General features: G+C 48.1%; 26 protein-coding genes. 17 read left to right on the plus strand and 9 right to left on the minus strand.

The genetic code is table 11. From position 1 onward, the window contains the following. Nucleotides 1-190 precede the first annotated feature (190 nt). The 7 genes from BS639_RS14865 to BS639_RS14895 all read left to right on the plus strand — a co-directional run bounded on the left by BS639_RS14865 (nucleotide 191) and on the right by BS639_RS14895 (nucleotide 9,804). Nucleotides 191-1,222 (plus strand): Gfo/Idh/MocA family protein, encoded by a 1,032-nt coding sequence (locus BS639_RS14865; RefSeq protein WP_084983485.1) that lies wholly within the window; start codon nucleotides 191-193, stop codon nucleotides 1,220-1,222. 106 nt (nucleotides 1,223-1,328) lie between these two features. Continuing rightward, nucleotides 1,329-2,060, plus strand: a complete 732-nt coding sequence (locus tag BS639_RS14870; RefSeq protein WP_055778987.1) for a MurR/RpiR family transcriptional regulator — start codon at nucleotides 1,329-1,331, stop codon at nucleotides 2,058-2,060. A 146-nt stretch (nucleotides 2,061-2,206) separates the two neighbouring features. Then, nucleotides 2,207-3,715, plus strand: coding sequence for a PTS transporter subunit EIIC (locus tag BS639_RS14875; protein ID WP_055778990.1), 1,509 nt, complete (start codon nucleotides 2,207-2,209; stop codon nucleotides 3,713-3,715). A gap of 23 nt (nucleotides 3,716-3,738) precedes the next feature. Then, nucleotides 3,739-5,172 carry a 6-phospho-beta-glucosidase gene (locus BS639_RS14880; protein ID WP_084983486.1) on the plus strand — a complete coding sequence of 478 codons (1,434 nt, stop codon included), beginning with the start codon at nucleotides 3,739-3,741 and terminating at the stop codon, nucleotides 5,170-5,172. A gap of 414 nt (nucleotides 5,173-5,586) precedes the next feature. Further along, a complete protein-coding gene (locus tag BS639_RS14885) occupies nucleotides 5,587-7,467 on the plus strand; it encodes a beta-glucoside-specific PTS transporter subunit IIABC (protein WP_084983487.1) in 1,881 nt (626 codons plus the stop codon). Nucleotides 7,468-7,484: 17 nt separating this feature from the next. Beyond that, nucleotides 7,485-8,906 (plus strand): glycoside hydrolase family 1 protein, encoded by a 1,422-nt coding sequence (locus BS639_RS14890; RefSeq protein WP_084983488.1) that lies wholly within the window; start codon nucleotides 7,485-7,487, stop codon nucleotides 8,904-8,906. Between the two features lie 64 nt (nucleotides 8,907-8,970). After that, nucleotides 8,971-9,804, plus strand: a complete 834-nt coding sequence (locus BS639_RS14895) for a PRD domain-containing protein (RefSeq protein WP_055779004.1) — start codon at nucleotides 8,971-8,973, stop codon at nucleotides 9,802-9,804. 76 nt (nucleotides 9,805-9,880) lie between these two features. On the opposite strand, the gene BS639_RS14900 is transcribed toward BS639_RS14895, so the two are convergent. After that, nucleotides 9,881-10,867: an aldo/keto reductase gene (locus BS639_RS14900; RefSeq protein WP_055779007.1), complete on the minus strand. Its 987-nt coding sequence runs from the start codon at nucleotides 10,865-10,867 to the stop codon at nucleotides 9,881-9,883. A gap of 173 nt (nucleotides 10,868-11,040) precedes the next feature. On the opposite strand from BS639_RS14900, the gene BS639_RS14905 reads away from it, so the two are divergent. After that, the gene (locus BS639_RS14905; RefSeq protein ID WP_055779011.1) at nucleotides 11,041-11,955 is read left to right on the plus strand and encodes a LysR family transcriptional regulator; all 915 of its coding nucleotides are present in this window, start codon (nucleotides 11,041-11,043) and stop codon (nucleotides 11,953-11,955) included. A gap of 187 nt (nucleotides 11,956-12,142) precedes the next feature. On the opposite strand, the gene BS639_RS14910 is transcribed toward BS639_RS14905, so the two are convergent. After that, on the minus strand, nucleotides 12,143-12,346 hold the full coding sequence (locus tag BS639_RS14910; protein WP_055779014.1) for a hypothetical protein: 204 nt from the start codon (nucleotides 12,344-12,346) through the stop codon (nucleotides 12,143-12,145). Nucleotides 12,347-12,848: 502 nt separating this feature from the next. Between BS639_RS14910 and BS639_RS14915 the strand changes: the two genes are divergently transcribed. After that, on the plus strand, nucleotides 12,849-13,109 hold the full coding sequence (locus tag BS639_RS14915) for a hypothetical protein (protein WP_139804113.1): 261 nt from the start codon (nucleotides 12,849-12,851) through the stop codon (nucleotides 13,107-13,109). Between the two features lie 139 nt (nucleotides 13,110-13,248). After that, nucleotides 13,249-13,935, plus strand: a complete 687-nt coding sequence (locus BS639_RS14920; protein ID WP_055779023.1) for a LexA family protein — start codon at nucleotides 13,249-13,251, stop codon at nucleotides 13,933-13,935. Between the two features lie 79 nt (nucleotides 13,936-14,014). On the opposite strand, the gene BS639_RS14925 is transcribed toward BS639_RS14920, so the two are convergent. Continuing rightward, nucleotides 14,015-14,242, minus strand: coding sequence for a YgdI/YgdR family lipoprotein (locus tag BS639_RS14925; RefSeq protein ID WP_055779026.1), 228 nt, complete (start codon nucleotides 14,240-14,242; stop codon nucleotides 14,015-14,017). A 16-nt stretch (nucleotides 14,243-14,258) separates the two neighbouring features. After that, nucleotides 14,259-14,465, minus strand: coding sequence for a YgdI/YgdR family lipoprotein (locus BS639_RS14930; RefSeq protein WP_139804115.1), 207 nt, complete (start codon nucleotides 14,463-14,465; stop codon nucleotides 14,259-14,261). 336 nt (nucleotides 14,466-14,801) lie between these two features. Between BS639_RS14930 and BS639_RS14935 the strand changes: the two genes are divergently transcribed. Beyond that, complete coding sequence (locus tag BS639_RS14935; protein WP_084983489.1) at nucleotides 14,802-15,332, plus strand: glyoxalase superfamily protein; 531 nt, start codon at nucleotides 14,802-14,804, stop codon at nucleotides 15,330-15,332. Between the two features lie 59 nt (nucleotides 15,333-15,391). Here BS639_RS14935 and BS639_RS14940 read toward each other — a convergent pair whose 3' ends face one another. Beyond that, nucleotides 15,392-16,663, minus strand: coding sequence for an acid phosphatase (locus tag BS639_RS14940; RefSeq protein WP_084983490.1), 1,272 nt, complete (start codon nucleotides 16,661-16,663; stop codon nucleotides 15,392-15,394). A 209-nt stretch (nucleotides 16,664-16,872) separates the two neighbouring features. On the opposite strand from BS639_RS14940, the gene BS639_RS14945 reads away from it, so the two are divergent. Beyond that, entirely contained in the window at nucleotides 16,873-17,628 is a 756-nt protein-coding gene (locus tag BS639_RS14945) for a DUF3750 domain-containing protein (RefSeq protein WP_084983491.1), read from the plus strand. Between the two features lie 95 nt (nucleotides 17,629-17,723). On the opposite strand, the gene cybB is transcribed toward BS639_RS14945, so the two are convergent. Next, a complete protein-coding gene (gene cybB / locus BS639_RS14950) occupies nucleotides 17,724-18,299 on the minus strand; it encodes a cytochrome b561 (protein ID WP_055779042.1) in 576 nt (191 codons plus the stop codon). Nucleotides 18,300-18,419: 120 nt separating this feature from the next. Further along, nucleotides 18,420-18,581, minus strand: coding sequence for a YqaE/Pmp3 family membrane protein (locus BS639_RS14955; protein WP_072156479.1), 162 nt, complete (start codon nucleotides 18,579-18,581; stop codon nucleotides 18,420-18,422). A gap of 188 nt (nucleotides 18,582-18,769) precedes the next feature. Here BS639_RS14955 and BS639_RS14960 point away from each other — a divergent pair, with 188 nt between their 5' ends. From BS639_RS14960 to BS639_RS14975, 4 genes are all read left to right on the plus strand, one after another. Beyond that, nucleotides 18,770-19,108, plus strand: a complete 339-nt coding sequence (locus BS639_RS14960; protein WP_084983492.1) for a hypothetical protein — start codon at nucleotides 18,770-18,772, stop codon at nucleotides 19,106-19,108. Between the two features lie 118 nt (nucleotides 19,109-19,226). Then, on the plus strand, nucleotides 19,227-19,469 hold the full coding sequence (locus BS639_RS14965; protein WP_055779050.1) for a DinI family protein: 243 nt from the start codon (nucleotides 19,227-19,229) through the stop codon (nucleotides 19,467-19,469). Between the two features lie 111 nt (nucleotides 19,470-19,580). Further along, nucleotides 19,581-21,344 (plus strand): penicillin-binding transpeptidase domain-containing protein, encoded by a 1,764-nt coding sequence (locus tag BS639_RS14970; protein WP_084983493.1) that lies wholly within the window; start codon nucleotides 19,581-19,583, stop codon nucleotides 21,342-21,344. Nucleotides 21,345-21,828: 484 nt separating this feature from the next. Further along, the gene (locus BS639_RS14975; RefSeq protein ID WP_055779053.1) at nucleotides 21,829-22,215 is read left to right on the plus strand and encodes a helix-turn-helix domain-containing protein; all 387 of its coding nucleotides are present in this window, start codon (nucleotides 21,829-21,831) and stop codon (nucleotides 22,213-22,215) included. On the opposite strand, the gene BS639_RS14980 is transcribed toward BS639_RS14975, so the two are convergent. After that, entirely contained in the window at nucleotides 22,216-22,701 is a 486-nt protein-coding gene (locus BS639_RS14980) for a nuclear transport factor 2 family protein (protein WP_084983494.1), read from the minus strand. A gap of 140 nt (nucleotides 22,702-22,841) precedes the next feature. Here BS639_RS14980 and BS639_RS14985 point away from each other — a divergent pair, with 140 nt between their 5' ends. Further along, nucleotides 22,842-23,453, plus strand: coding sequence for a TetR/AcrR family transcriptional regulator (locus BS639_RS14985; RefSeq protein ID WP_055779060.1), 612 nt, complete (start codon nucleotides 22,842-22,844; stop codon nucleotides 23,451-23,453). A 64-nt stretch (nucleotides 23,454-23,517) separates the two neighbouring features. Here the strand turns inward: BS639_RS14985 and ompC are convergent, their stop codons facing one another. Then, nucleotides 23,518-24,618, minus strand: coding sequence for a porin OmpC (ompC, locus tag BS639_RS14990; protein WP_055779063.1), 1,101 nt, complete (start codon nucleotides 24,616-24,618; stop codon nucleotides 23,518-23,520). Between the last annotated feature and the right edge of the window lie 242 nt (nucleotides 24,619-24,860).

Consider the following 24,860-nt stretch of genomic DNA (forward strand, 5'->3'; position numbering starts at 1 on the left):
CCGCCCTCAACGATGCTATCTTGGACAGTCTGGATTACGTCAGCATCTTGGACGAGTTCGAAGACGTGTGGGAGCGCGGTAAACATGACGGCGTTGCGCTGGCAAGACGGTTCATGGGCTTGACAATACCTACAAAAGCGACACAATCGCATAAAAACTTCATTAATATCAATAAAATAGGTTATTTAATATGTCCAATGAACCAAGCATTGAAAATCCAACGCCCAAGGTTAAGCCCTCTTCACCAATACGCTGGGGTATTGTTGGAGTCGGTAACATCGCAGGACGATTCGCGCAGGGGCTCAATTTTGTGCCAAACACTACGCTGACAGGCGTGTGGGCGCGTCGCGAAAGCGAAAGTGCAAGATTTGCCGCGCAGTATTCAACTCAGGCATTTGCGACTTTTGAAGAAATGGTCAACAGCATCGACGCACTTTATATTGCCACCCTGCAAGACAGCCATGCGGACTATGCGCTACGGGCTTTTGCCGCAAAATGCGCCGTATTGTGTGAAAAACCCGCCGCCGTCAGCGCCATAGCGCTTAAAAAGATCCAGGACGCTGCCACAGAAGCCAATGTGCTGTTTATGGAGGCAATGAAGCCCCCCTTTTTCCCGCTTTTTAAACGTTTAACAAAACAGCTTGCCGATGAGCCTATTGGTGATATCAAGTTCGTTCGCGCAGGCAGCTCAATCCCTGATGCGCCAGAGGATCACCCCTCCTTCAAATTAGAATTAGGCGGCGGATCATTATTAAACATCGGCATCTATGAAGCTTTTTTAGCCATCTACTTTTTAGGTAAACCACTGAAAGTCCAGACATTAGGCCGAGTTGGTGAGTCTGGCGTCGATATTTTTGCCAGCCTTAATGTGTTGCACGAAAAGGGTATTTCCCAATTATTCAGCGGGCTGGACGTAGACGGTAAAGGCGATGCAGTGATAGCCGGGACAAAGGGAAGCGTCACAATACACGAAAACTGGTGGAATCCATCTCGCGCCACCGTTCACTATGTCGGAGGTCGCGTGGTGGAACTTGACGCCCCTTTCGAAGGCGGTGGGCTGAACTACGAAACCGACCATTTCTGTGAATTACTGCGTCAGGGGGCAACCGAAAGCCCAATAATCAGCCATGTGTTGTCACAGCAAATGATATCTATCCTCGACGTGGCTCGTGAAGAGCTAGGCGTGGTATATCCTTGTGCTATCGATCACACTTTTGAATAGTAGTTTCAATAGAAATGGAGTTGAGCGCCTGAAAATAATCATAATGTCACACGGTGTATCACTGCCGGCGGCCGCAACTTGACAACCTGAACGAAGAGATAGATGAATGTTTAACCATAAAACTGTATCGACATTTAATTCTCTTGAGAGCAGAGTGTATAACTACGTCATTAAGAATTTGAACACCGTTATTTACATGACCATAAGAGAATTGGCGGTTAATTCTGAAGTCTCCACCGCCACAGTATCGCGTTTTTGCAAGAAAATGGATTTCGAGGGTTATTCCGAATTCAAAGCTTATTTAAAACTCTATCTCGAGCAAGATAAAAAAATACATCTCCCACACGGTGCTGATGAAATACTCAGTTTTTTTAAAAGTATTAATAACGATGATTTTGACCAATTGATTGATAATGCGGCAGAACATATTGTTGCTGCAGAGCGTGTCATTTTCGTCGGCGCAGGCAGCTCGGGCACGCTGGGTAAGTACGGAGCACGGTTCTTCTCTAACATTGGCAAGTTCAGTAACCACATTGACGATCCGTACTATCCAGTCACGACCGACATGTACAAAAATGCGGTTGCCATTGTGCTTTCAGTATCTGGCGAAACGCCGGAAATAATTAAATTAGCCAAGCAGTTTCTTATTCATCATTGCAAAGTCATTAGTATCACCAGCAATAATCAATCCACGCTATCAAAAATGGCCGATTTTAACGTCTCCTATCACGTATCCCGACTGTTGATAGAGAATGAATACGACATTACGACCCAAGTACCGGTTATTTATATACTCGAATCGATCGGTAGAAAGCTGGTAAATAAAATTCCCGCTTAACGTTACAGGGCGTTTCGGATATGTAACAAGTTACACTCGCTAAATATTGTTATCTCGTGACATTAGTTGCTTCTTTTTCTACCATTCGTTTTGAATATTTAAGCACTTTTGACTTAAATTAAACCAATGGCAATGGAAGACACCTCATGGCAATTAACTATGCTGAATCGGCGAGAGAAATCGTCAACTTGATCGGTGGCGATAATAATGTGATTAGCGTCACACATTGTGCCACAAGATTGAGATTTATTTTAAAAGATAATTCGCAGGTTGATAAAGATACATTAAAAAGAGTTAAAGGTGTAATAACGGCCGTCGAGGCCGGAGGACAATTACAGGTTGTCATTGGCAACCACGTCGGGGACGCCTACCGCGAAGTGCAAAAGCTGTTAAATATTGATGAAAGCGTGGCCGTGACCGCGCCAAATGTCGGTATCGTCAATCGTCTGATGGACATTATTTCCAGTATTTTTGCACCGTTTCTCTATCCGTTAGCTGCCTGTGGCGTTTTACAGGGCATAATTTCTCTTTTTGCCGCCCTCGGCTGGGTCGACCCGGCCAGCGGAACCTATCGCATACTCAATTTTGTGTCATGGACTGGTTTCACATTCTTGCCAGTAATGGTGGCCTTCACCGCGGCGAAAAAGTTTAACGTTAACCCCTTCACGGCCGTTATTGCCGCCTGTGCGCTGGTGTCGCCCGACTACCTCAGCATGCTGTCAGCCAATAAAATCCTGATGGCCAATTCTGCCGACCCTGCCATGCAGGCGCTGATGAAATCGGCGGTAGAAAATCCGGATATTGCGAAAGTGTTAGTTGAAGTCGCCGGCATTCCGCTTAACGCCGCTCCCCTCACCTTCCTTGGGTTGCCAGTTGAGTACCTAAGCTACACCTCCTCGGTGATCCCTATCATCTTGATGGTGTGGATCATGTCTTACGTGCAGCGATTTTTTGAACGCATTCTGCCGTTGGTTATCCGCAACATGTTCACGCCGATGTTTTGTCTCGCCATTATGGTGCCATTAACGCTGTTGGCGTTTGGACCGGTGGGCAATATGATCGGCGGCGCAATCGGCGGTGTCTACAACACGCTTTATCACCTTAGCCCGTCGATAGCCGGATTTGTGGTCGGTGGTGCCTGGATGCCACTGGTTACACTGGGCGTTCACTGGGGTATTACACCGGTCACCGTCGGCAACTACGCGACTTTAGGCTATGACACCTTCACCGGCCTGCAGGCCTCCGCAGTCTTTGGCATGGCTGGCGCGGTGTTTGGCGTGTATCTGAAATCAAAAGACGATGAAATGAAACGCCTGTCCCTTTCCGCAGGTCTGACGGCGCTGTTTGGTATTACCGAGCCTGCAATTTATGGCGTTGCGCTGCGATTGAAAACGCCGATGATTTGCGGCTGCCTGGCCGGTGCGATTGGCGGAGCCATTGCGGGTGCTTTTAACGCGGTTTCATGGAGTTACTGCATTCCGGGTATTGCCGTGCTGCCGGTGTTCTTCAAAGAAGGTCATATGACCCAATTCCTCGGTTTCATATTGTCTATCTGCGTCGCCTTCTCGTTAGGGGTTGTATTCACCTGGCTTGGCGGATTTAAAGAAGATGTTCCTGGGCAGAAGCGCGTTACTGCTGCGCCGAACGCTGCCTGATTGACTACCCAAAGAAGTGAGTTATGAAAAACAAATTACCTAATGATTTTATGTGGGGTGGCGCAGTCGCGGCACACCAGGTTGAAGGCGGCTGGGATCAGGGCGGCAAAGGACTCAGTATTGTTGACGTGTTGACCAGCGGATCACACGGCGTAGACCGCGTAATCACTGACGGTATTAAAGAAGGGCTGCGCTACGCCAACCATGAAGCGGCTGATTTTTATCACCATTACCGCGACGATATCGCGTTATTCGCTGAGATGGGCTTCAAATGCTTCAGAACGTCGATTGCGTGGTCGCGCATCTTTCCACAGGGTGACGAGCTGGAGCCCAATGAGGCAGGCCTGAAATTCTACGACGACATGTTCGATGAACTGCTCAAATATAATATCCAGCCCGTGGTCACACTGTCGCATTTTGAAATGCCGAACCACTTGGTCACCGAATACGGTGGCTGGAAAAACCGCAAGGTTCTGGATCTGTTCGTCCGATTCAGCGAGGTAGTGATTAAGCGTTTCGAACATAAGGTCAAATACTGGATGACCTTCAATGAGATAAACAACCAGCGCAACTGGAAAACGCCGCTGTTTGGATACTGCTGTTCAGGGGTGGTATTCACCGAAGAAGAGAACCCTGAAGAGTGTATGTATCAAGTTTTACATCACCAATTTGTGGCAAGTGCGCAGGTGGTCAAGTTGGGGCATAACATCAATCCGAATTTGCAGATTGGTTGCATGATTGCCATGGTTCCGCTCTACGCGTATTCCTGTAATCCAGACGATGTGATGTACGCGCAGGAAGCCATGCGTGAGCGTTTTCTGTTTGGCGATGTACATATGCGCGGCTACTACCCTTCCTATATTTTGAAAGAGTGGCAGCGTAAAGGCTATCAGATTGCCATGCATGCCGATGATGAAAAAATACTGCGTGAAGGCTGTGCTGATTACATCGGCCTAAGCTATTACATGAGTAATGCCGTCAGCAGTGCCGAAGCGGGCAGCGGTTCGGCGTTATCTGGTTTTGAGGGCAGCGTACCTAATCCTTACGTGAAAGCCTCAGATTGGGGATGGCAGATTGACCCCGTCGGGCTGCGCTACGTGCTCAATATTCTGTATGAGCGTTATCAGAAACCGCTGTTTATCGTTGAAAATGGTTTTGGCGCTATCGATGTGAAGGACAGTAAGGGAGAAGTAAACGATGACTATCGCATTGCTTACCTGCGTTCACACATCGAGCAGATGAAAATCGCCGTACTCGACGACGGCGTTGAGGTCATGGGCTATACCCCTTGGGGCTGCATCGATTGTGTTTCTTTCACCACCGGACAATATAGCAAACGCTATGGCTTTATCTATGTTGATAAAAATGACGACGGCACGGGCACCTTTGCCCGTTCGAAGAAAAAGAGCTTTGACTGGTATCGTCAGGTCATTTCCAGCAATGGCGAAATGATGTAAGACTCTCTATCCTGAGGCGGCGGAATAATTTTTATCCGCCGCCGATATTATTTTTCCGCCATAGAATCCTTCTCTGGCTGATAATAAACAGCTTCAGGAGAGGCGGCACCGAAAAATTATGCGCCAAGTCATTTTATTCAATGACTATTATTTATTCCAAAATAAGAATTTTATTAATACCTTCCCTCTTCTTGATAAACCGTATTTATAAATCTGCCCCTTATCATTGTGACCCCCCTCACAGACTTATAAACCGAGGATTGTGCTCGCCCCCCTATTTTCATTAGCATAGGGTTCTGGACGTTATCGGTTTATCCGAGCGAAACCTGACGCGCAATGCATAAATATATATGCATTGCCGTCAGGTTTTTTTTTGCCTAAAAAACTCACCAATACGCTCATACAGGGGCAGCGATGAATAATCAGGAACTGGCTGAAAAAATACTTAACAAAGTGGGTGGCGATAGCAACGTTGCCGAGTTGGTTCACTGCGCAACACGTTTGCGCTTTACTCTTAACGATAAAAGCAACGTTGACATTAACGGGCTGGAACAGCTAGATGGGGTCATTACTACGGTTCAGTCCGGCGGCCAATTTCAGGTGGTCGTTGGCAATAAAGTTGCTGAAATTTATCGTGAATTAGAAAAATTCATCGCCCAGGACGACAGTACTCAGGCTCAGAATAAATCTACAGATGCAAAGGGGCCGCTGATCGGCAGGCTGATCGATATTATCTCGTCTATTTTCACCCCTCTGCTCGGTGCTATGGCTGCATCCGGTATCATCAAAGGCCTGCTGGCAATAGCTTTTGCTAACGGATGGCTCGATAAAAAAGAAAGTTCGGCGGTTATCCTACAGTCCGCCTCCGACAGCCTGTTTTACTTCTTGCCTATGCTGCTGGCGATTACCGCGGCACGTAAATTTAAAACAGACGTTTTTGTTTCTGTCACATTAGCCGGCGCGCTGGTGTATCCCGATATTGTGGCGTTCTTTAGTCATCACAGTGAAGTAAGCTTTTTTGGCCTGCCTGTGATGATGATGAAATATACCGGCACCGTATTGCCCATCATTTTAGCGGTGTACGTCATGTCACTGCTCGATCGTTTAATCAAAAATTATATTCATGAAACGGTCCGCAACGTCATTCTGCCGTTTATTTTACTGCTGATAATGGTGCCTTTAACATTACTGACTATTGGTCCAGTCGGGGTATTTGCCAGTGAGGCCGTGGCCAGTGTCTTTGTCAAAATATTTAGCTTTAACCCGATTATTGCCAGCGCACTCTTCGCCGCAGGATGGCAGGTATTTGTTATTTTCGGTATGCACTGGGCCTTCACGCCGGTCATTATTAATGAAATAAGCGTGTTGGGGAAAAGTACGCTCAAGGCCGCGACCGTACCTGCCGTTTTTGCTCAGGCGGGTGCCGTATTGGCCGTATTACTTAAAACCAAGAATAAGAAACTGAAAACGCTGGCTAGCGGTGCCTTCGTCTCCTCAATATTTGGCATCACCGAACCGGCGGTGTATGGCATAACCCTGAAGCTCAAAAAGCCGTTTATATGCGCGGTTCTGGCGTCGGCCGTCGGCGGTGGTATCGTCGGTTATTCAGGAAGCGGGGCTATTTCACTCGGTATTCCAAGCCTGGTGACATTACCTATTTTTTACGGCGATGGATTTGTCGGCCTGCTTATCGGCATCAGCGTTTCCTTCGTACTTTCAGCGGTATTAACTTACCTCGTTGGCTTCGAAGACCCGGTTGAAGAAGCGCCCACATCAATCAATAAAGAGGTCGAGCTACAACAGGCTGGCAACACAGCCCCTGTCGGGGCAATGAATGCCATCACAGCAGAGCAAATTTTGGCACCGGTCAGTGGCAAAGTGATCCCGCTGGAAAAGGTTAATGACAATGTTTTCTCATCCGGCGTCGTCGGCAGCGGCGTGGCTATCGAGCCGCTTTGCGGACAAATTGTTTCCCCCGTCAATGGAACCGTAGTCTCAACTTTTGCCAGCGGTCACGCTATGCATCTGCTTTCAGACAGTGGTGCGGAAGTCCTCATCCACATCGGGCTAGACACCATCAAGCTAAAGGGGCAGTTCTTCAAAATGCGGGTCAGTGAGGGCCAGCGTGTCACCCAGGGTGAGCTGTTGGTTGAGTGTGACCTCGAGGAAATTCGTCATGCCGGATACGACACGGTTATCCCTGTCATTGTCACTAATCCCGAACGGTATCAATCCATTAAACATCAGCAGACGGAGCGCACGGAATCGGGCGCGGTGTTACTGTCACTTTCATAAAAAGCATGGGAGCAAATATGCGCTATAAAAATCTCAAACCTTTCCCTGATGATTTTTTCTGGGGAGCCTCAACCTCAGCCTATCAGATCGAAGGCGCATGGAATACCGACGGCAAAGGCCCTTCCGTTATTGATGCCCGCAAAGAGTATCCTGAGGGAACAACGGACTTCACCGTTGCCAGCGATCATTATCATAAATATCAGGAAGATATTGCGCTTTTGGCTGAAGTTGGCCTGCGCGCTTACCGTTTTTCGATAGCCTGGACGCGCATCATCCCTGACGGTGAGGGGGAGATAAATCAGGCGGGCGTAGACTTTTATCACCGACTGATCGATGAAATCAGAGCACAAGGCATGGAACCGATCGTCACCTTATATCACTTTGATCTTCCACAGGCGCTGATGGAAAAAGGGGGGTGGCACAATCGCGTTACAGTGGACGCTTTCGTCCGCTATGCCGATGTGGTGTTTGATGCGTTTGGCGATAAGGTCAAGTATTGGTTGACTATAAATGAGCAAAACCTGATGATTTTACAGGGAAATGCGCTGGGTACTGTCGATCCGAAAGTCCAGCATGACAAGAAAAATCTCTATCAGCAGAATCATCATATGATGGTGGCTCAGGCGCAGGTAATGTCTCGGCTGCATGAAAAATACCCGTCATCTAAAATTGGACCAGCTCCAAATATTGCCCTGATTTATGCGGCAACGCCAAAGCCTGAAGACGTTTTGGCCGCCGAAAACTACAACGCTATCCGTAACTGGCTTTATCTTGATATGGCGGTGCACGGAAAATATAACCATCTGGCGTGGGCCTATCTGCAAGAAAAAGGTCTGCTTCCAGACATGCTGCCCGGAGATGCCGCAATATTGGCGGCAGGAAAGCCGGACTACCTCGCCTTCAACTATTACACCACGCAAACGGTTGAAGCCAGCCGTGGCGACGGGCATGACGAAGTTGTACGCGGGGGCAATAAATATTTGAAGTCCGGTGAAGACGGCGTTCATCGCGGTGCGGCAAACGACTATTTACCGCGCACCCAATTCGGCACCGAGATTGACCCCGTGGGCTTTCGCAATACATTACGCGCCATTTATAGCCGCTATACGCTGCCGCTGCTGATCACTGAAAACGGTATTGGCGCTTTTGATAAATTAGAGAAAGACGGCACCATTAATGACCAATATCGCATTGATTATCTCCAGGCGCATATTCACCAAATGCAGCTGGCCATTACCGATGGCGTGGCGATCATCGGGTATACGCCGTGGTCGGCGATAGATCTGATTTCCACACATCAGGGCTGCGCCAAGCGCTATGGTTTTATCTTTGTCAATCGCGATGAGTTTGACCTTAAAGACCTGAAACGTATTAAGAAGAAAAGCGCTTACTGGTATGGTGAGCTGATAAAAAACAATGGCCTTAGTAATAATGCCTGAGTGAACAATAGTGTGATGCCGCAAGGCATCACACGCCCCCCGATTGATTACCGGTAAGCGTGCCATGAGAATAATAAAAATATTAAGCAACAATGCCATTGTGGTAGAAAACCAGCAGGAAGAGACGCTTGTCGCACTGGGCCGGGGTATTGGTTTTGGCAAAAAGCCGGGAGATATGGCTGAACCCACGCTGTTCGAGGCACAGTATCTTGAGAAAAATGACGATGTCACAAACTCATGGCGACAGCTTTTCAGTAATATTCCCGACGAAATCATACAAACGTCGAGAAAAATAGTCAGCAATATAGAGCGCACGTTTGCCGTTGCGTCACAGCTGTCTCTTATTCTGGCATTAAGCGACCATATTTATTACGCCATTACCCGCGCCAGTAAAAATCAGCTAATTCGCAATCCTCTGGCCTGGGATATTCAAATTTTCTATCCTCAAGAGTATGGTATGGCGAAAGAGGCAATTGAACTCATCAAACGGTCGATGTCTGTCACCCTTCCTGAGGAGGAAGCCGGTTTCATTGCCTTGCATATCGTTAACTGTCGGCACAATGGCAACATGCACGATACGATGCACTCCGCAAATCTTATCAAAGATATACTGAATATTATAAAGCTGTACCTGCGTATAGAGTTGAACGAAAACTCATTAAGCTTTCAGCGCATCGTCACCCATCTAAAGTTTTTCTCAATGCGTATGATGAATAACAGCCCGTTCTCACTCGACGACGCGTCGCTTTATGTCGACATTAAGGAAAAACTGCCTACATCCTATCGCTGCACGGAAAAAATTGAGCGCTGGCTAAATAGTAATCACAACTACACCATGAGTCTTGATGAAAAAATGTTCCTTACTATTCATATTGAACGCCTGCGAACGCCTTCATAGGCCCAGCCACAAGGTCAACGCGTGGCATGCCACCCGTGTTCGGGGTGACAAACTCCACATGAGTAACCACGGATGACTACCAGCGCTGATGGACCCACGGCGCGATTTTTTCCTGATAGATGCTTTTCAGCGCAATCATTGTTTCGTCAGAAAGTGCAGCGATTTCGCTGGCGCGGGCATTCGCCTCAGACTGCGCTTTGCTTTTCGAACCGGGAATAACAACGGTGACGTTTTCGTTCATCAAAATCCAACGCAGCGCAAACATCGCCATCGTGACGTCGCCGGTGACAAAACGTCGAATATCTTCGACGGCGTCAAGAGCTACGTCGTAGGGTACGCCGGAAAACGTTTCGCCTTTGTCGAAGGCTTCGCCGTTGCGGTTAAACGCACGATGATCGTCTGCCGAGAAAGCGGTATCAGCACGCATTTTACCCGTTAAAAGGCCTGATGCGAGTGGAACGCGGGCAATAATCCCGACATCGCGCCTTTTAGCTTCGTGGAGAAGCAACTCGGCCGGACGCTGCCTAAAAATGTTATATATCAGCTGGATAGAAGAAACATTGGCAAACTCTAGCGCCTTAAGCCCCTCTTCAACTTTCTCGACGGACACGCCATAGTGGCGAATTTTGCCGGCGGCAACCATGTCATCCATCACGCTGAACACTTCCGGCGTGTAGTAGATCTCAGTCGGTGGACAGTGCAGCTGCACCAGATCCAGCGAGTCCGTTTGCAAGTTTTCTAACGATCGGTCAATAAACTCATTCAGGTTTTTCGCCGTATAGCCCTGTGCAACGTGCGGGGAGAGGCGTCTTCCCAGCTTAGTGGCAACGTAAGGGCGTTCTCCGCCGCGCTCATTGAGCACCTTGGCAATAATTTTTTCTGAACGACCATCGCCATACACATCGGCTGTATCAATAAAGGTAATGCCCGCATCCAGCGCGGCGTGCAGCGCAGCTTCGGCATCCTGGATGCTGACTTCGCCCCAGGTTCCCCCAATGGCCCATGCCCCAAATCCAATTTGTGAGACACTCTGTCCTGTGCGACCCAAAATTCTCTGTTTCATGCATTCATTCCTTAAGATTCAACTGACATAACCGGCACTGAAATACTCGTAAACTCAACGCGTTTCGCAATAGCGGAAAAGAGTTCAGCGAGCTTATCGTTTACGTGCGGGGAACACTCGTGATAAAAGATGAGCTACATTCATTCAAACAGTGATTATGATTCATCTTGAATATGCAACGGATTGACTTCGCTGACCTACAGGTTTTCTTGACGGTTCTGCGCTGTAGAAGTTTTAAGCTCGCCGCCATCGAACTGGGGCTTTCATCTTCAGCCGTAAGCCATGCGGTACGTCGCCTGGAAACACGTTTAGGTGCAAGATTACTCAACAGAACCAGCCGTGCCGTGTCCTCTACCGCGCTAGGGATGGACTTGGCCGAGAGGCTCGCCGGAGGATTTGATGCCATTTCATCGGCACTTGAGACGATTAATGCACCGGGCCGAGGACGATTTGGTGAGCTGCGGATCAACGTATTTGCCGATGCTGCGCATCTGCTTATCACCCCAGCATTACAGGCATTTTCAGAACGTTGCGCGGACGTTAAACTGACCATTGTGATTGAGGACAGGCCGGTGGATATTACCGCCGAGGGCTTTGATGCTGGCGTCCGCTACGGCCACCTCGTGCCGGAAGACATGATTGCCGTACCACTTAGCGGCGACCAGCAGTGGATAATTGCCGCTTCACCCGATTATCTTGAGCGCCGCGGTACACCTTATACCCTTTCAGACCTCGCGCAGCACAACTGTCTGCAACTGTTGCTGGGAAATAACGCAAGTTTCAGGTGGGAGTTTGGCAAGGCGGAAAATACTGTCACCATGAACGTACCCGGACTGATCTCAATAAAAGATACGGCAACAACGATTTCTGCCGCCAGAGCGGGCCTCGGTTTGGGCTATTTTTTAGAATCTAGAATAGAAGAAGAGTTAACTCAGGGAACGCTGGTAAAGGTACTGGGTGACTTCGCCGCCTACGGTGCACCGTTTCATATGTATTACAGCAGTCGCCGACACGGTCATCCCGCCCTAAGAGAGCTTGTAAATATTATTCGCCAGCAAAATGGTCTGCAATCACTTCCAGAACTTTAATGTTTATCTCGAGGTTAAAATTCGCGACATTGAATTTAATTAGCGAAGATAAATGTTAAACACATTAACTAAAGCTAACAAGACCGTCCTTCGGTGCGTGCGGATTGATAATTTAAGTTTACTTAAATTTTATCTTTCCTTGCCACATCCCGACGTTATAATATGCCAAACGGGCAATCATTGCGGATCAGTTCATTTTTTCAGCTATCAGGCGCAGCGCGTTTAGGCAATTATGTTTGAACACCTCATTAGATGCCTTTTCCGCCTCATGCTTAAGCAAAGCCGCAATCTCATGGAGATGCACAGGCCGCTCTGCTTCAAGCAATAACGCTACCGCATAACCTATAACAGCATGGACATCATCCTGGTTCGCTGCTTTTTCATCGACCAATTGCTATTCCCACCTTCCCATTATTGATGTTTATAGGGTTTAACTCGCAAACGAGCGTCTAGCTTAACGCTTCACGTATTTAAAATATAGCCAGTTTATACCCTCCGCCTCAAACCGACTCTTTTTTATACAGCAAAAAAAGGGGTTACTTATTCATTTTGTTAACTTTAATTAAATTTACATGATTTAACACTTAGCAAGACAAGTATTAATTAATGTAAGGTAAGTGAAAACTTTTTTGTAGAGATTAATTATATTACTATTTTTACGCCCCCCTGGGATTATAGAAAAGGATCGGCTCTTTTCACTCAATCATCGTGTTACCTTACGCCCATTGATTATTTTAGTTGCTAACATTAAAAGCAATTAGTTAGCATGTAGATTGATGCGGCTAATGAGATCTTTTGCCCTCTTAATAATTATTATAAAGTAGACCCTAAGGACTGAGAGGCAGAAGATGAAGTGTGATTGTATTGTCTTTGGGCACGGGTATAACGGTGCCGTGCTGGCTCTCGAATGGCAGGGAGAAGAATTTGTTGAAATTTATCCTTCGCCGGTGATCCTTGAGAAGAGAATAAAAGATTCGGCGAAAAAAGACGCCCTCAGCCAAAAAAAGGAAAAATTCTTTATAATCAGTCTTATATCAAGAATTGACAACGCTCGCTACCTTCTTGCTCACGCCGAAGGTGAGCACGTCGAGGATATAGATATTCACATTTTAACGGCTCGCCCCCGACCTAAACCATTATCATTAGAAGACTAATTTATATACTGCCAAGCATAAAGCCCCTCAAAATTTAAATAGTATTTGATATAACTGAAATCGGCCATATGATAGGCGCTCGCCAGCGGCAGCACTCGGCAATGTGGTCTGATAAGTTAAACTGATTAGGATTTTGAAGATGGATAAGAAACAAAGAGATATCCTGGCGAAACGTTTTATTCTTGAGGGGAATATTGGCGATCGGATTTTCAAGTTAAGAAAAAGTAAAGAACTGACTCAGAGGGAGCTTGCCAATTCACTGCGTGTTTCCCACGTCACCATATCCCAATGGGAGAATGGTGAGAGCGAACCTAAAGGAAGTAATCTTATATCTCTTAGCTTTGCATTAGACTGCTCCCCCACTCATCTGATGTATGGGATTGATTTTGATAAAACAGAATCAGACATTCAACCCAATACGCTGTGTATCCGGTATCCGGTGTTAACGCACGTCCAGGCTGCAAATTTAGGCATTCCGTTGGATGTTAATTCACTAAAAAATATAAACTTGTGGTTTGAATCCGATGCTCCTTTAATGGGCGATGGGTTTTGGACTCAGGTTAATAATGACTCGATGACGGCCCCCTTGGGGATTAGTATTCCTGAAGGCACTTATACGCTTTTTGATACCTCTCGCGATGCGGTGAGTGGAGACTTGGTTATGGCTAAATTCCAGGACTCAACGGAGGCGACGTTCAAAAAATATGTTATTGATGCTGGGCAGAAGTATTTGAAAGGATTAAACCCAACCTGGCCGATGGCGCTTATTAAAGATGATTGTGAAATTATTGGCGTAGCCGTAGAAACCAAACTACGACTTATTTAAGTTAACCCTACTCCAACGTTTCAACGTAAAAAGCTGCCCTCAGGCAGCTTTTTTAACGATCAATAAACTCTTCTAACAATCAGTTAGGTATCTCGGAGACTTCCTTAACCTCTGATTTATTTATCTGCTGCTTCACCCCGTTTGCATCGGTGTAACCTAGCATACCCGTGTCAGTTTCTTTCGGTTTTCCATCACTGATTATGGTACGCGCATCATTGGTATGAATGGCATAGCTAGTACGTGTACACCCTGTCAATGCAGCCAGACACAGCACGGCAGCCATAGGTAAAATGATGAGTTTTTTCATTGACCTCTCCTTCGGATTAATTGTCCAGTTCGCTCATGTTACTAATCTGATTACGGTTTATTTGCTCAGTTTTGCCTGTTTGCGCATTTTTATAAGATACCAGTCCGGTATCGTTATCAATTTGCGGTTTGCCGCTTGTGACTATCGTTTTTCCATCCGTCGTTTTGATTGCCTGATTTGAAGAGCATCCAGCTACGGTAAATACTGACAGTGAAGTTAGGATAAATACTACTAAAGCTGTTTTTTTCACGAGGTTCTCCTTGAATGTGAAATATTATCGGCGCCTTTCAAGTATAGACAATTGTTCCTTTCTGGCTTTGCCTACCGACAAAATCATGATTTGCACCACAAAATATGGCCTAAATCAGCGCAGTCGTGGCGCATGTGATAGCTTTCGAACTCCCTCTCTGTTGTGTATTATCAACATGGGTCCATGCTGCCCGCCGCTCGCACCCGAAAGGGAAAGGTGAAAGCATGTTTATCTCCGAATCGTTCGTCTCTCTTGAACGTCGAGGTTTGGCAACGCGAGTCCCAACACGCCTCGGCTACAGGAGGAACAATGTTTTCTATCGATCAGGCCAAACTAATGGCCAAAAGACTTCACGCGTCACTGACCTCGCGTAATCAAGACCTCTCTTACTGTGCAGCGCTCGAATTAGTGGCCCAGCAAATGGGATATCGAGACTGGAATACCGCGTCAGCGATGCTCGAGCGGCAAGTTACCCCACCCGCCATTACTTTCGACAAAACCATTCCGATATTGAGAATGTTTGATGAAACCAAAGCGCGTGAGTTCTATCTAGATTTCATGGGGTTTAGCGTTGAGTTTGAACACCGCTTCGAGGCGCACCTGCCGCTGTATCTAGGACTGGTAAGAAACGGGCTGCACATCCATCTTTCCGAACACCACGGCGACGCCAGCCCCGGCTCGACAATATTTGTCTCAATGCAAAATATCGAACTGCTGAGGGATGAGCTACAGGCCAAACAGTATGGTTATGGACGCCCGGATATTATTGAGCAGGACTGGGGAAAAGTTCTTGAAGTGTATGACCCGTTCGGCAATCGAGTCCGTTTCTGCCAACGTTAAGAGGTCATGAGTTTCAACGGGGAGACGGTATACCCCCTCTCCCCGTTGAATTTTTATCATTAGCGAGACTGCTCTGACTTGCCCAGCGCGTAGGCGGCAGGTAAATCAAGACGCTGCCAGAAGGCCTGCTCAGGCGTAGTCCCGGAAAGCGGATAACCGGCTGGAAGCGCGGTTTTCACCATCATCTGACGAAGTTTGGCCGCCGAAACCTTAGGCAGAGCCGCCTGCAGCAACACTTCGGCACCTTGCGGCACGCTAAGCTGCGTTGAAGCCATCTGCTGCTTCGGCAGGTTGTAACTCATGGTAAAACGATAGAATGCCTTCATGTCGGGAGAACGATAAGGGTCATCCTTGCCTGCGGTTTTGGCACACTCGGCAAGCGACGTTCCACACTCTTTCTCCAACGCCGCGCGCAGTTGATCTTTGGCCTCGTTAAACAAAACCACATAACGCGGATCGTTGAGATAGTGCGCAACGTTGCGCTGGGTGATCATCCTGGAGCCCATAATATCGAGCGGGTAATGCACCCCGAGCACAATACGTGAGTAGCCATAACGCGCACCACGTTCAACCAGGGAGTCATAGCGCTCGGGTATCATTTGGGCCATCAGCAGCGCATCGGTGTATCCAGTATTGGTATGTCCGCTTGGAAAAGACCCCCCGCCGGCAGTGTAAGGCTGATTATCTTTAACAACCGTATCGTCAGGCACTAAGTGAATGGTGTTCCCCTTGATAAGGAACGGTCGGGTATAGTTAAAGTGCTTTTTAGCAGCGCCGGTGCTGACTTCACTGGCTTTGATAAGCGCCGCAGCTTTGCCAATTTCACCTTTGTCATACGCCGTTATGAAGGCTTTACCCAGACGTGGTCCCATAGCATCGGCCAGAAAATAGAGATAGCTGATGCCTTCGGCGTCGGCAAGTGCCTGGTGACGCATGCCCTGCGTAGCATCACGGTTAATTGCCGTAACCGTCTCGAGGCTGGCCTTCAGCGTAGAATCTGGCAGTTGGCTAAAACCTGACAACAGTTCGATTCCAGCCTGCTGATTGGCCTTGGTCTGGAAGTCATAACCACGAGCCTTAAGCCATGCACCGTCGGCCTGAGTACTATTTTGTTTGGCCTTGTCCAGCTGCCCACGGGTCAGCGATGCGGCACTGCCTTTTAAGGCGTTGATTTCCGCCTGCAGTGATTGAGCTTCCAACGCGTTAAATGCCTGACTGGTTGAAGCCGAAGAGGTGCCATTCGCCAGCGAAGCCGCCTGTGGCAATGAAACGGCCTGAGCCTGCTGAGCGAGCAGCAGCGTTGCTGCAATAAGCGATAACCGAATTTTCATTAACTTTCCCTTATAATCAAACCATTAGCCGGTAATACCTCAACGCTAGCACCGCTGTATGACATTTTTATTGCAAAGGCCTGCTTGGAAGGCTCACAGCGGCGGCAATTTCGTTACTCTTTGTATGCTGCCGCCAGGGTCCACGCGCTTGCCACTCGCAGGGGTTTACATTAGGTTAGAGATTCATGGGAATGGCGAAGAGAAAAGCAATGAATTACGTGAAATGGTTTAGTCTGGTTTATATCGTTGTATTGCTTTTGTCGTTTGGATACAGCTATGCCAAAGCATCGCAAAGTAAAGGCAATGCTGTGGAGCAAAACTGGTCAACGGCACGTCGCGACTCTTCATCGCTGGCACCCAATCCTGAACAGCTCGCCAATACCGCCATTGTTCAGGTTTATGCGGCTTCTACTTACGGTTGGCGCGGGCTGTTTGCCGTCCATACTTGGATAATATTTAAGAAGGCCGGCGAAAATCAGTTCACCCGCTATGACGTCATTGGCTGGGGCAGCGGCGGTGTGGTTCGCCGTAACTATGCTATCCCCGACGGCTACTGGTTCGGTGCCAAACCGACTGTTCTGGTCGATCATCGCGGCGCTGCTGCCCAAGCGATGATCCCGCAAATTCAGGCTGCCGTCGCCCGTTATCCTTATCCGCAAACCTATCATGCGTGGCCTGGTCCAAACAGCAACACGTTTATTGCCCACATTGGCAGAGAAGTTCCCGCCCTTGAGCTGGATATGCCCTCTAACGCCATCGGCAAAGACTATCGCCCGCTGTCGAGTCCCGTGGGATTACCGCCTTCGGGTAAAGGCGTACAAGTTTCGCTGCTGGGCGTTCTGGGCTTTAACGTTGGCGCTCAAGAGGGGATTGAAGTCAACGTGTTAGGTTTGAATCTTGGCGTAGATTTCAAATCTCCCGGACTGCGCCTGCCGTTTATTGGTCACGTAGGCTTTGAAGGCTGAGGGAATAAAGATCTGCTGAGGTTTCTAAAAACTGTCTATTGAAACTTCCTCATTCATTAGACAGTTTGCTCATGTTATCACCCACTCCCTTCTCTCTACTTTTGTGTTAGGGGGGATTTCTTGCCTTGCGTATTCATGCCTTTTTTACCCGGTATCATTCTGAGCAACGTATTATCGTGCAGGCAATAATGGTGGAAAAGCGCGGCCGCCGCGTGCAGCCCAATTAAATAATATCCACAGTTTGCCATCAGTTCGTGAAGAGATTTAATCTTTTTCGACAGCAGTAAACTGTGCTCGAAAGATACCGGCATATTAAGAGTGAAAAGTGTCCACGCATCGCCTTTAAAGTATAAAGAGAGCACGCCAAGAATGGGGATACTGATAAATAAAATATAGACCGCAAGATGCATTAACTCACCCAGCCTGTGCAGCCAAATTTTTGGCGCGGGATTAATTGCCGGCGTAACGTACATCAGCCTGATGAACACCCGCAAGACCATCATTGCCAACACGCTAGCACCAAAACTAAAATGTAACAGAGTAAGCCATTGATGTTGAGGAAGACTTTTAGGGATGTAGCCACGAAGTTCGATTGTGGCATAGGTGGCGACCACCAGCAGGAATACCAGCCAATGCAGTGCAATTTGTACCGGTTTATATTTTGTACGCATTAAGGTGTCTCTGAAAGATACTTCGCTCAGCGTATCGCGATGACCTTAACCACACATTAAGAAAGGCTGATTAACGGGAGAAAAACCTTAACCCGCCGCAGCAGGTTAAGGGGATAATGCTTAAGATTTTTTGGTTTGAACCCAGAAGCCGTGAATAAGACCTGGGAAATAGCCGCAGATAGTCAGAATGATATTAATAATAAATGCCCAACCAAACCCTTTGCCGATTAAAACACCCAGCGGTGGGATAAGGATGGTAAAAAGTATTCTCCAGAAACCCATAATGTTCTCCTTTTCTTGTTTGATCTTTCTTGTTTCATCGTTCTTTTTACATAAAGAACGTTAGCCGTTTTATGTTTATCAGACAATAAGAGTTCTCTTGTTTACCGATTGCCTCCGTTCTATCACCCGATTAGTATTCAGTTATGCCATGATGCAACAAGCCACTGACCCGAGAGGAGATGCAGTTAATGAAACAGGAAGTCCTGCTACTGATCGTCGCGATTGTGTTTATCGTTATTATTTTTGGCACCGTGATGAGTATCGCTGTACGTGCAAAAGGTCTGAAAAAAGCCTATTGGCTGCTGTGCAGTTTTCTTATTGGCATCGGCAGTTTATCGTTCATCTATTTCCTCTCCTTTCCCGAGCCGTCAATGGTCTCAGACCGCAATGTGTCGGGTGAAATGCCCCCAGAGCTAGGCTTTGCAGGCTTCATTACCCGCACTGGGATTGCCGCTGCTTTGCTCGGTTTTCTGGTTATGGGACTTTGGCGCCTGGTAGGCCTGTTCAACAAGCCTAATTCTCGATAGTTCTCTCAATAAACTCTGAATAAGGGCTTGGCCCAGCGAAGGTTTAACTGTATATTTATCCAGCCAAAAATGTGGCATTGGCTTTTCCGATGAGATAGATGAGATAAGAGAGCGGGCTATGCGGGTTGAACTAAGCTATGACAAAAGAAACGTTGCGGGTATTCCCGGCGCGAGTGAAAAGATAACTCAGGAATTAACCAAGCGGGTTCACCGAATGTTCCCCGATGCAGAAATAAAAGTCAAAGCTATGCAGGCGAACGGCTTGAGCACGCACGGCGCGTCTAAGCAAGAAAAGTCACAGCTTAATCAAATGCTTGAAGAGATGTTTGATGAGGCCGACGAATGGCTCTCCTATGAGTGATTCATTCTTATTTACTTACAAAGCGCAATTGAAATAAACATATCAATACGGTGGCTTATTATAAGATAGCCACAGAAGATAAAATATTTTAATGACATTGCGAAGTAATAGATGCCCAATCCAAAGAAAAACAGCGCCCAACCCAATTTTTATTCTAAACGTTTCGCGTTGATTTGCTTAGGTATTGTCTGCTGTATGGGGCTGCTTCTGGGACGAGTCGGGTATTTACAGTTGCTCAATCGCCCAATGCTTGAGCGGCAGGCCGATCAGCGCTCGCTGCGTACACAAATTATTCCTGCCGGTCGCGGGACTATCGCCGACCGCAATGGCCACCCTCTTGCCCTGAGCGTGGCTTCAAAAGACGTGATTGCCGACCCTTACCGCATTGCTCAGCTTCATAGCGATTTAAACAGTCCCAAATGGCAGTATCTGGCCTCGGCGCTGGATATGCCGCTCTCTCAGCTCCAACAAATCATCACCGTTGACCCTAAACGCCGCTTTGTGTTCCTCGGCAGAAAAATCGAACAGGGGATTGCCAAAGATATTGGTGAACTGCATCTCGGCGGGATAATTTTACAGCACGACGACAGCCGCTACTATCCTATGAGCGAAGCGGCGGCCAATCTGGTTGGCGTGGTAGGAACAGATAATGAAGGCTTGACCGGTCTTGAGCGCGGTTTTAATACCCTGCTTCAGGGCAAACCAGGCATGCGCGAATTTCGTCAGGACGGTCAGGGCAACGTGATCGGTATTCTCAAGGATGTGCCACCCGAGCAGCCGCCAACGGTAAATCTCAGCATCGACAGCTACATTCAATACGTGGTCTATGCCGCGTTACGAAAAGGCGTGATGTTAAACCAGGCTGACTCAGGTGCCGCTGTCATGGTGGATGTAAACACCGGCGAAGTATTGGGGATGGCGTCCTATCCGTCATTCAACCCAAATAATTACGCCGGCGTCGATGCCAAAGACATGCGTAACGTGGCGGTTAGCGACAGTTTTGAACCCGGCTCAACCGTTAAACCGCTGGTGGTAATGTCTGGCCTCGCACACAATATTATCCGTCCTGACACGGTTCTTGATACCCGCCCTTACACCGTCAATGGCCACTTGATCCGCGACGTTGGACACGAATCGGCACTGACTATTACTGGCGTACTGCAAAAATCCAGTGACATTGGCGTATCACATATTGCTTTGGCAATGCCTGCGCAGGTGCTTGTCGACCAGTATCACTCCTTTGGTTTGGGTAAGCCGACCGACTTGGGCATTGGTGGCGAAAGTGGGGGTTACTTCCCTCTCCACCGCGAGCGCTGGGCGGATATCGAACGCGCCACCTTTGCGTTTGGCTACGGTCTGCGCGTTACGCCTCTGCAGATTGCCCGTGAATATGCCACCATTGGCTCCTTCGGAATTTATCGCCCATTGTCGATAACCAAAGTTACCCCGCCGGTATTGGGTACGCGTGTTATGGATAAAAATGTGGTGGAGACAGTGGTACACATGATGGAAAGCGACGCCTTACCGGGCGGCAGCGGATTAAGCGCCGCAGTTCCGGGTTATCGTCTGGCAATTAAAACCGGTACGGCTGAGAAAATGGGCCCTTCTGGCAAATATGATGGCGGTTATATCAACTACACCGCAGGCGTGGCTCCCGCCAGCAATCCGCGCGTTGCGCTGGTGGTGATGGTGAACAATCCGCAGGCCGGTAAACACTTCGGGGGGTCGGTAGCGGGTCCAATATTCGGTGAGATTATGGGTCAGGTATTGAACCATATGAATATCGCGCCGGATGCCTTGGTTCCAGAAACGCCGCCAACAACGGTTGTATCATCCAGCAAGGCTGTTAAGCTGAAAGAGAAAGGCGCTCAGTGAACATCAAGGTCACGCGATAAATCAGCGAAATCGGGCTAATTTATCGCCTTCTGGGTAAATAACGGTAAAAGCCATTTATTTCACTGCGGGTGACTGGATTTCTAGCGGCAAATTTTGTACCTTTCGCCTCTATTTCCTCTTTACGAACAGTGACTATCCGTATGAAACGGCTATTTATCGTTGCTTTTGTTTTTCTCGCAGTCTGCATTACCGTGATCGCCCTGAATATGCACGGAACCAGTCCGTGGAGTTAACAGCCCAGGCAGCAAGAGTCAGGAGACAGAATTTTGCCTACCGGTAAGCGTTTTATTTTGATGGTGCTCGCAATCCTCGTTGGCATTGTGGTGTTAGACGATGCCATTGCCCGCATTATCCACTGGATCCTGCTACGCTAACGCCCTCAAGCACCTATCCCTTTCTCACTTTCCGCCTTGGCTGGGAATTTGTGTATAATCATCTCATCGAAACTAATCACTGACAGGCTATGGCACAAGACCTCCACCTTACTATCGTCAGCGCACTCAGCAAATGGATTGAAGGCCATTTGGGAAGAGTTATCCATCTCGAGGAACTGGCGGAATACTCCGGCTACTCACTGTGGCATATGCAGAAGATCTTTAAAGAATCGACCGGCATTTCTCTCGGCAAGTACATCCGCGAGAGGCGTCTGGCCAGCGCGGTCTATCAGTTAAGCAGCAGTGATTCATCGATTTTTGATATCGCAATGGACTTTGGTTTTGGTTCGCAGTCCCACTTTACCTACATGTTCCGCAAGCGCTTTAACATTACCCCTCACGAATTCCGTCAAAACCCGGATATCAAGCTCGATGTTGCCCCACCGCTGCACCTTATCCATCAAAAATCGGCCTGACTAAAAGCCCAGCTCGCTGAGACCCGGATGATCGTCGGGTCTACGCCCCAGCGGCCAGTAGAACTTGCGTTCGGACTCTTTAATCGGCAAATCGTTAATGCAGGCGTGGCGTTCATACATCAGCCCCTGTTCATTAAAAGCCCAGTTTTCGTTGCCAAAGCTGCGGAACCAATTCCCCGAGTCGTCGTGCCACTCATAGGCAAAGCGAACGGCAATCCGCTCGCCGTCAAACGCCCACAGCTCCTTGATCAATCGATAGTCCAGCTCCTTAGCCCATTTACGCGCCAGAAAATCAACGACGTTGTGCTGTCCGCGAACAAATTCGCTGCGGTTACGCCAGCGTGTGTCCTCGGAATAAACCTGGCTAACGCGCTGCGGGTCGCGGCTGTTCCATGCGTCTTCAGCCAGTCTTACCTTTTCAGCGGCACTTTCGTGGTTAAAAGGAGGAAGTGGTTTTTTCAATGGGGGTAGGTTCTTTTCAGACATAACGACCTCAATATTTTTCGAAATAAGGGATATCTCTTCACGTAGACAACTCTGTCTACATCAATTACACTAGCGCAGGTAGACAGAGTTGTCTACACTCACCCAGTGAAATAATTTTGATAACTTTAAAGAGTCGCGAAATGAATGTGCAGTCCCCTACTGTCGCCCCAAAATCGCCAATAGCGGCGAAAGATCGCATTTTGCATACCGCACATACGCTTTTTTATCGTGATGGGATCCGTGCGACGGGCATCGACCTGATTATTAAGCAGGCCGGAGTGACCAAGGTGACGTTTTATCGGCATTATTCTAGTAAGGACGCGCTGATCCTGGCCTTTTTGCACTATCGTCACCAGCGTTGGATGGCGTGGTTTAGCCAAGCATTGGGCCGTTATTCAGCAGAGTTGCCGTTGCCTGCCGCGTTGGCATCAACTCTGCTGGAGTGGTTCACAGGGGAAGATTTTCGCGGCTGTGCCTTCATCAACAGCACTCTGGAATACGCCGTGCCACTGCCTGAAGTTAGAGAGCTTTCCGTCACTCATAAACGTGATATGGCGAAGGCTGTCGAGGGATATCTTGCTGAGTCAGACGGTATGTCCGACCAGGCCGAGTGTGTGGCGCTGCTGATTGACGGCGCGATTGTTAAAGCTCAGATGGAAAACCAGGCGCAGCCTGCCGTTAGGTTTATGCAACACATGCTGGAGATTTTAATCAGACAATGGTCGACTAAGGCGGGAGCCGATAATGAGTAAGCGCCCACAAAAAAACGCAGCCGAGGCTGCGTTTTTTTGTATCTGTGTCTGTAAAAGGCAATGCTTAGAACTGATAAATCAGGCCTACTGCCACCACGTTGTCGGTATTAACACCGGCAGCGCGAGTGAAATCGGTGTCGTCTAACAGGTTAATTTTATAATCGACGAAGGTAGACATGTTTTTATTGAAGTAATAGTAAGTGCCTACATCAATATACTTTTCAATATCTTGGGTGCCATACTGACCCATGTCTTCACCGCGTGATTGCAGGTACGCCAATGAAGGACGCAGGCCGCTGTCAAACTGGTACTGCGCCACGGCTTCAAAGTTGTTTGCCTTGCTGGCAAAACCGTCGACGTCGTTATCGGCAGAACCGATGCGGGTCAGATTCTCTGTGTGGGTGTACATGGCTGCAAGGTAAACGTTATTGGCATCATATTTCAAACCGCCGCTGGTTGCCTGCGCTTTATCACCACGGCCGTAAGCCAGGGCGTTTTGACCGGTAGTGCGGTCAGAACTGCTAAATGCCGCCGCCGCACTAATGCCCCAACCAAGGTCATAAGATGCAGAAAGGCCATAGCCGTCGCCGTTTTCAGCCTGAGCAGAACGACCGGAAGCTTCGCCCCCCGGGTTGTCATTTTTACCCTGGTATTGCAGAGCAAAATGCAGACCGTCAACCAGACCAAAAAAGTTGTTGTTACGGTAGGTGACCATACCGTTTCCGCGCTGCTCCATAAAGTTGTCTGAGCTGTAAGTGTCACCCCCGAACTCAGGCAATACGTCGGTCCATGAACCCACGTCATACATTACGCCGTAGTTGCGGCCGTAATCCAGTGAACCCCAATCACCAAATTTCAGACCGGCAAAACCTACGCGCGTGTAGCTGTTGGCGGTACCTTCAGCTTCAGAAGTATTCAGTGCAGCCTGATACTCCCATTGACCGTAACCGGTAAGCTGATCGCTGATTTTTGTTTGGCCGTCAAAGCCGAAACGCAGGTAAGACTGATCGCCGTCATCAGCCGCATTGCTGGAGAAGTAATGCTCTGCGTCAATTTTACCGTTCAGGTCTAATATATTGCCGTCTTTATTGTAGATTTCTGCCGCACTGGCAGTTCCCGCAACTAATAAAGCAGGAACCAAGAGTGAAAGAGCACGTAGTTTCATTTGTCTGTCCTCATAAAAAGTGTCGAGCCGCCGCCACTGGATCGTAAATTTACGAATGCTTAAAAATTGATTGGCTCGACAGGCAGACCTATTCTCAGGATTTATAACTATTAATCTACCGAGAAAATGATACTGAATACGCGATAGTGTTGCTTATTAATTAATAAATGTAAGTAAAATTGTATTTTAGACGGCAATTGTCAGTAACGTAAATACATAAAATATAGCACTTAGTGCCAAAC

It is taken from the genome of Rouxiella silvae, assembly GCF_002093625.1.
Lineage (GTDB): Bacteria > Pseudomonadota > Gammaproteobacteria > Enterobacterales > Enterobacteriaceae > Rouxiella > Rouxiella silvae.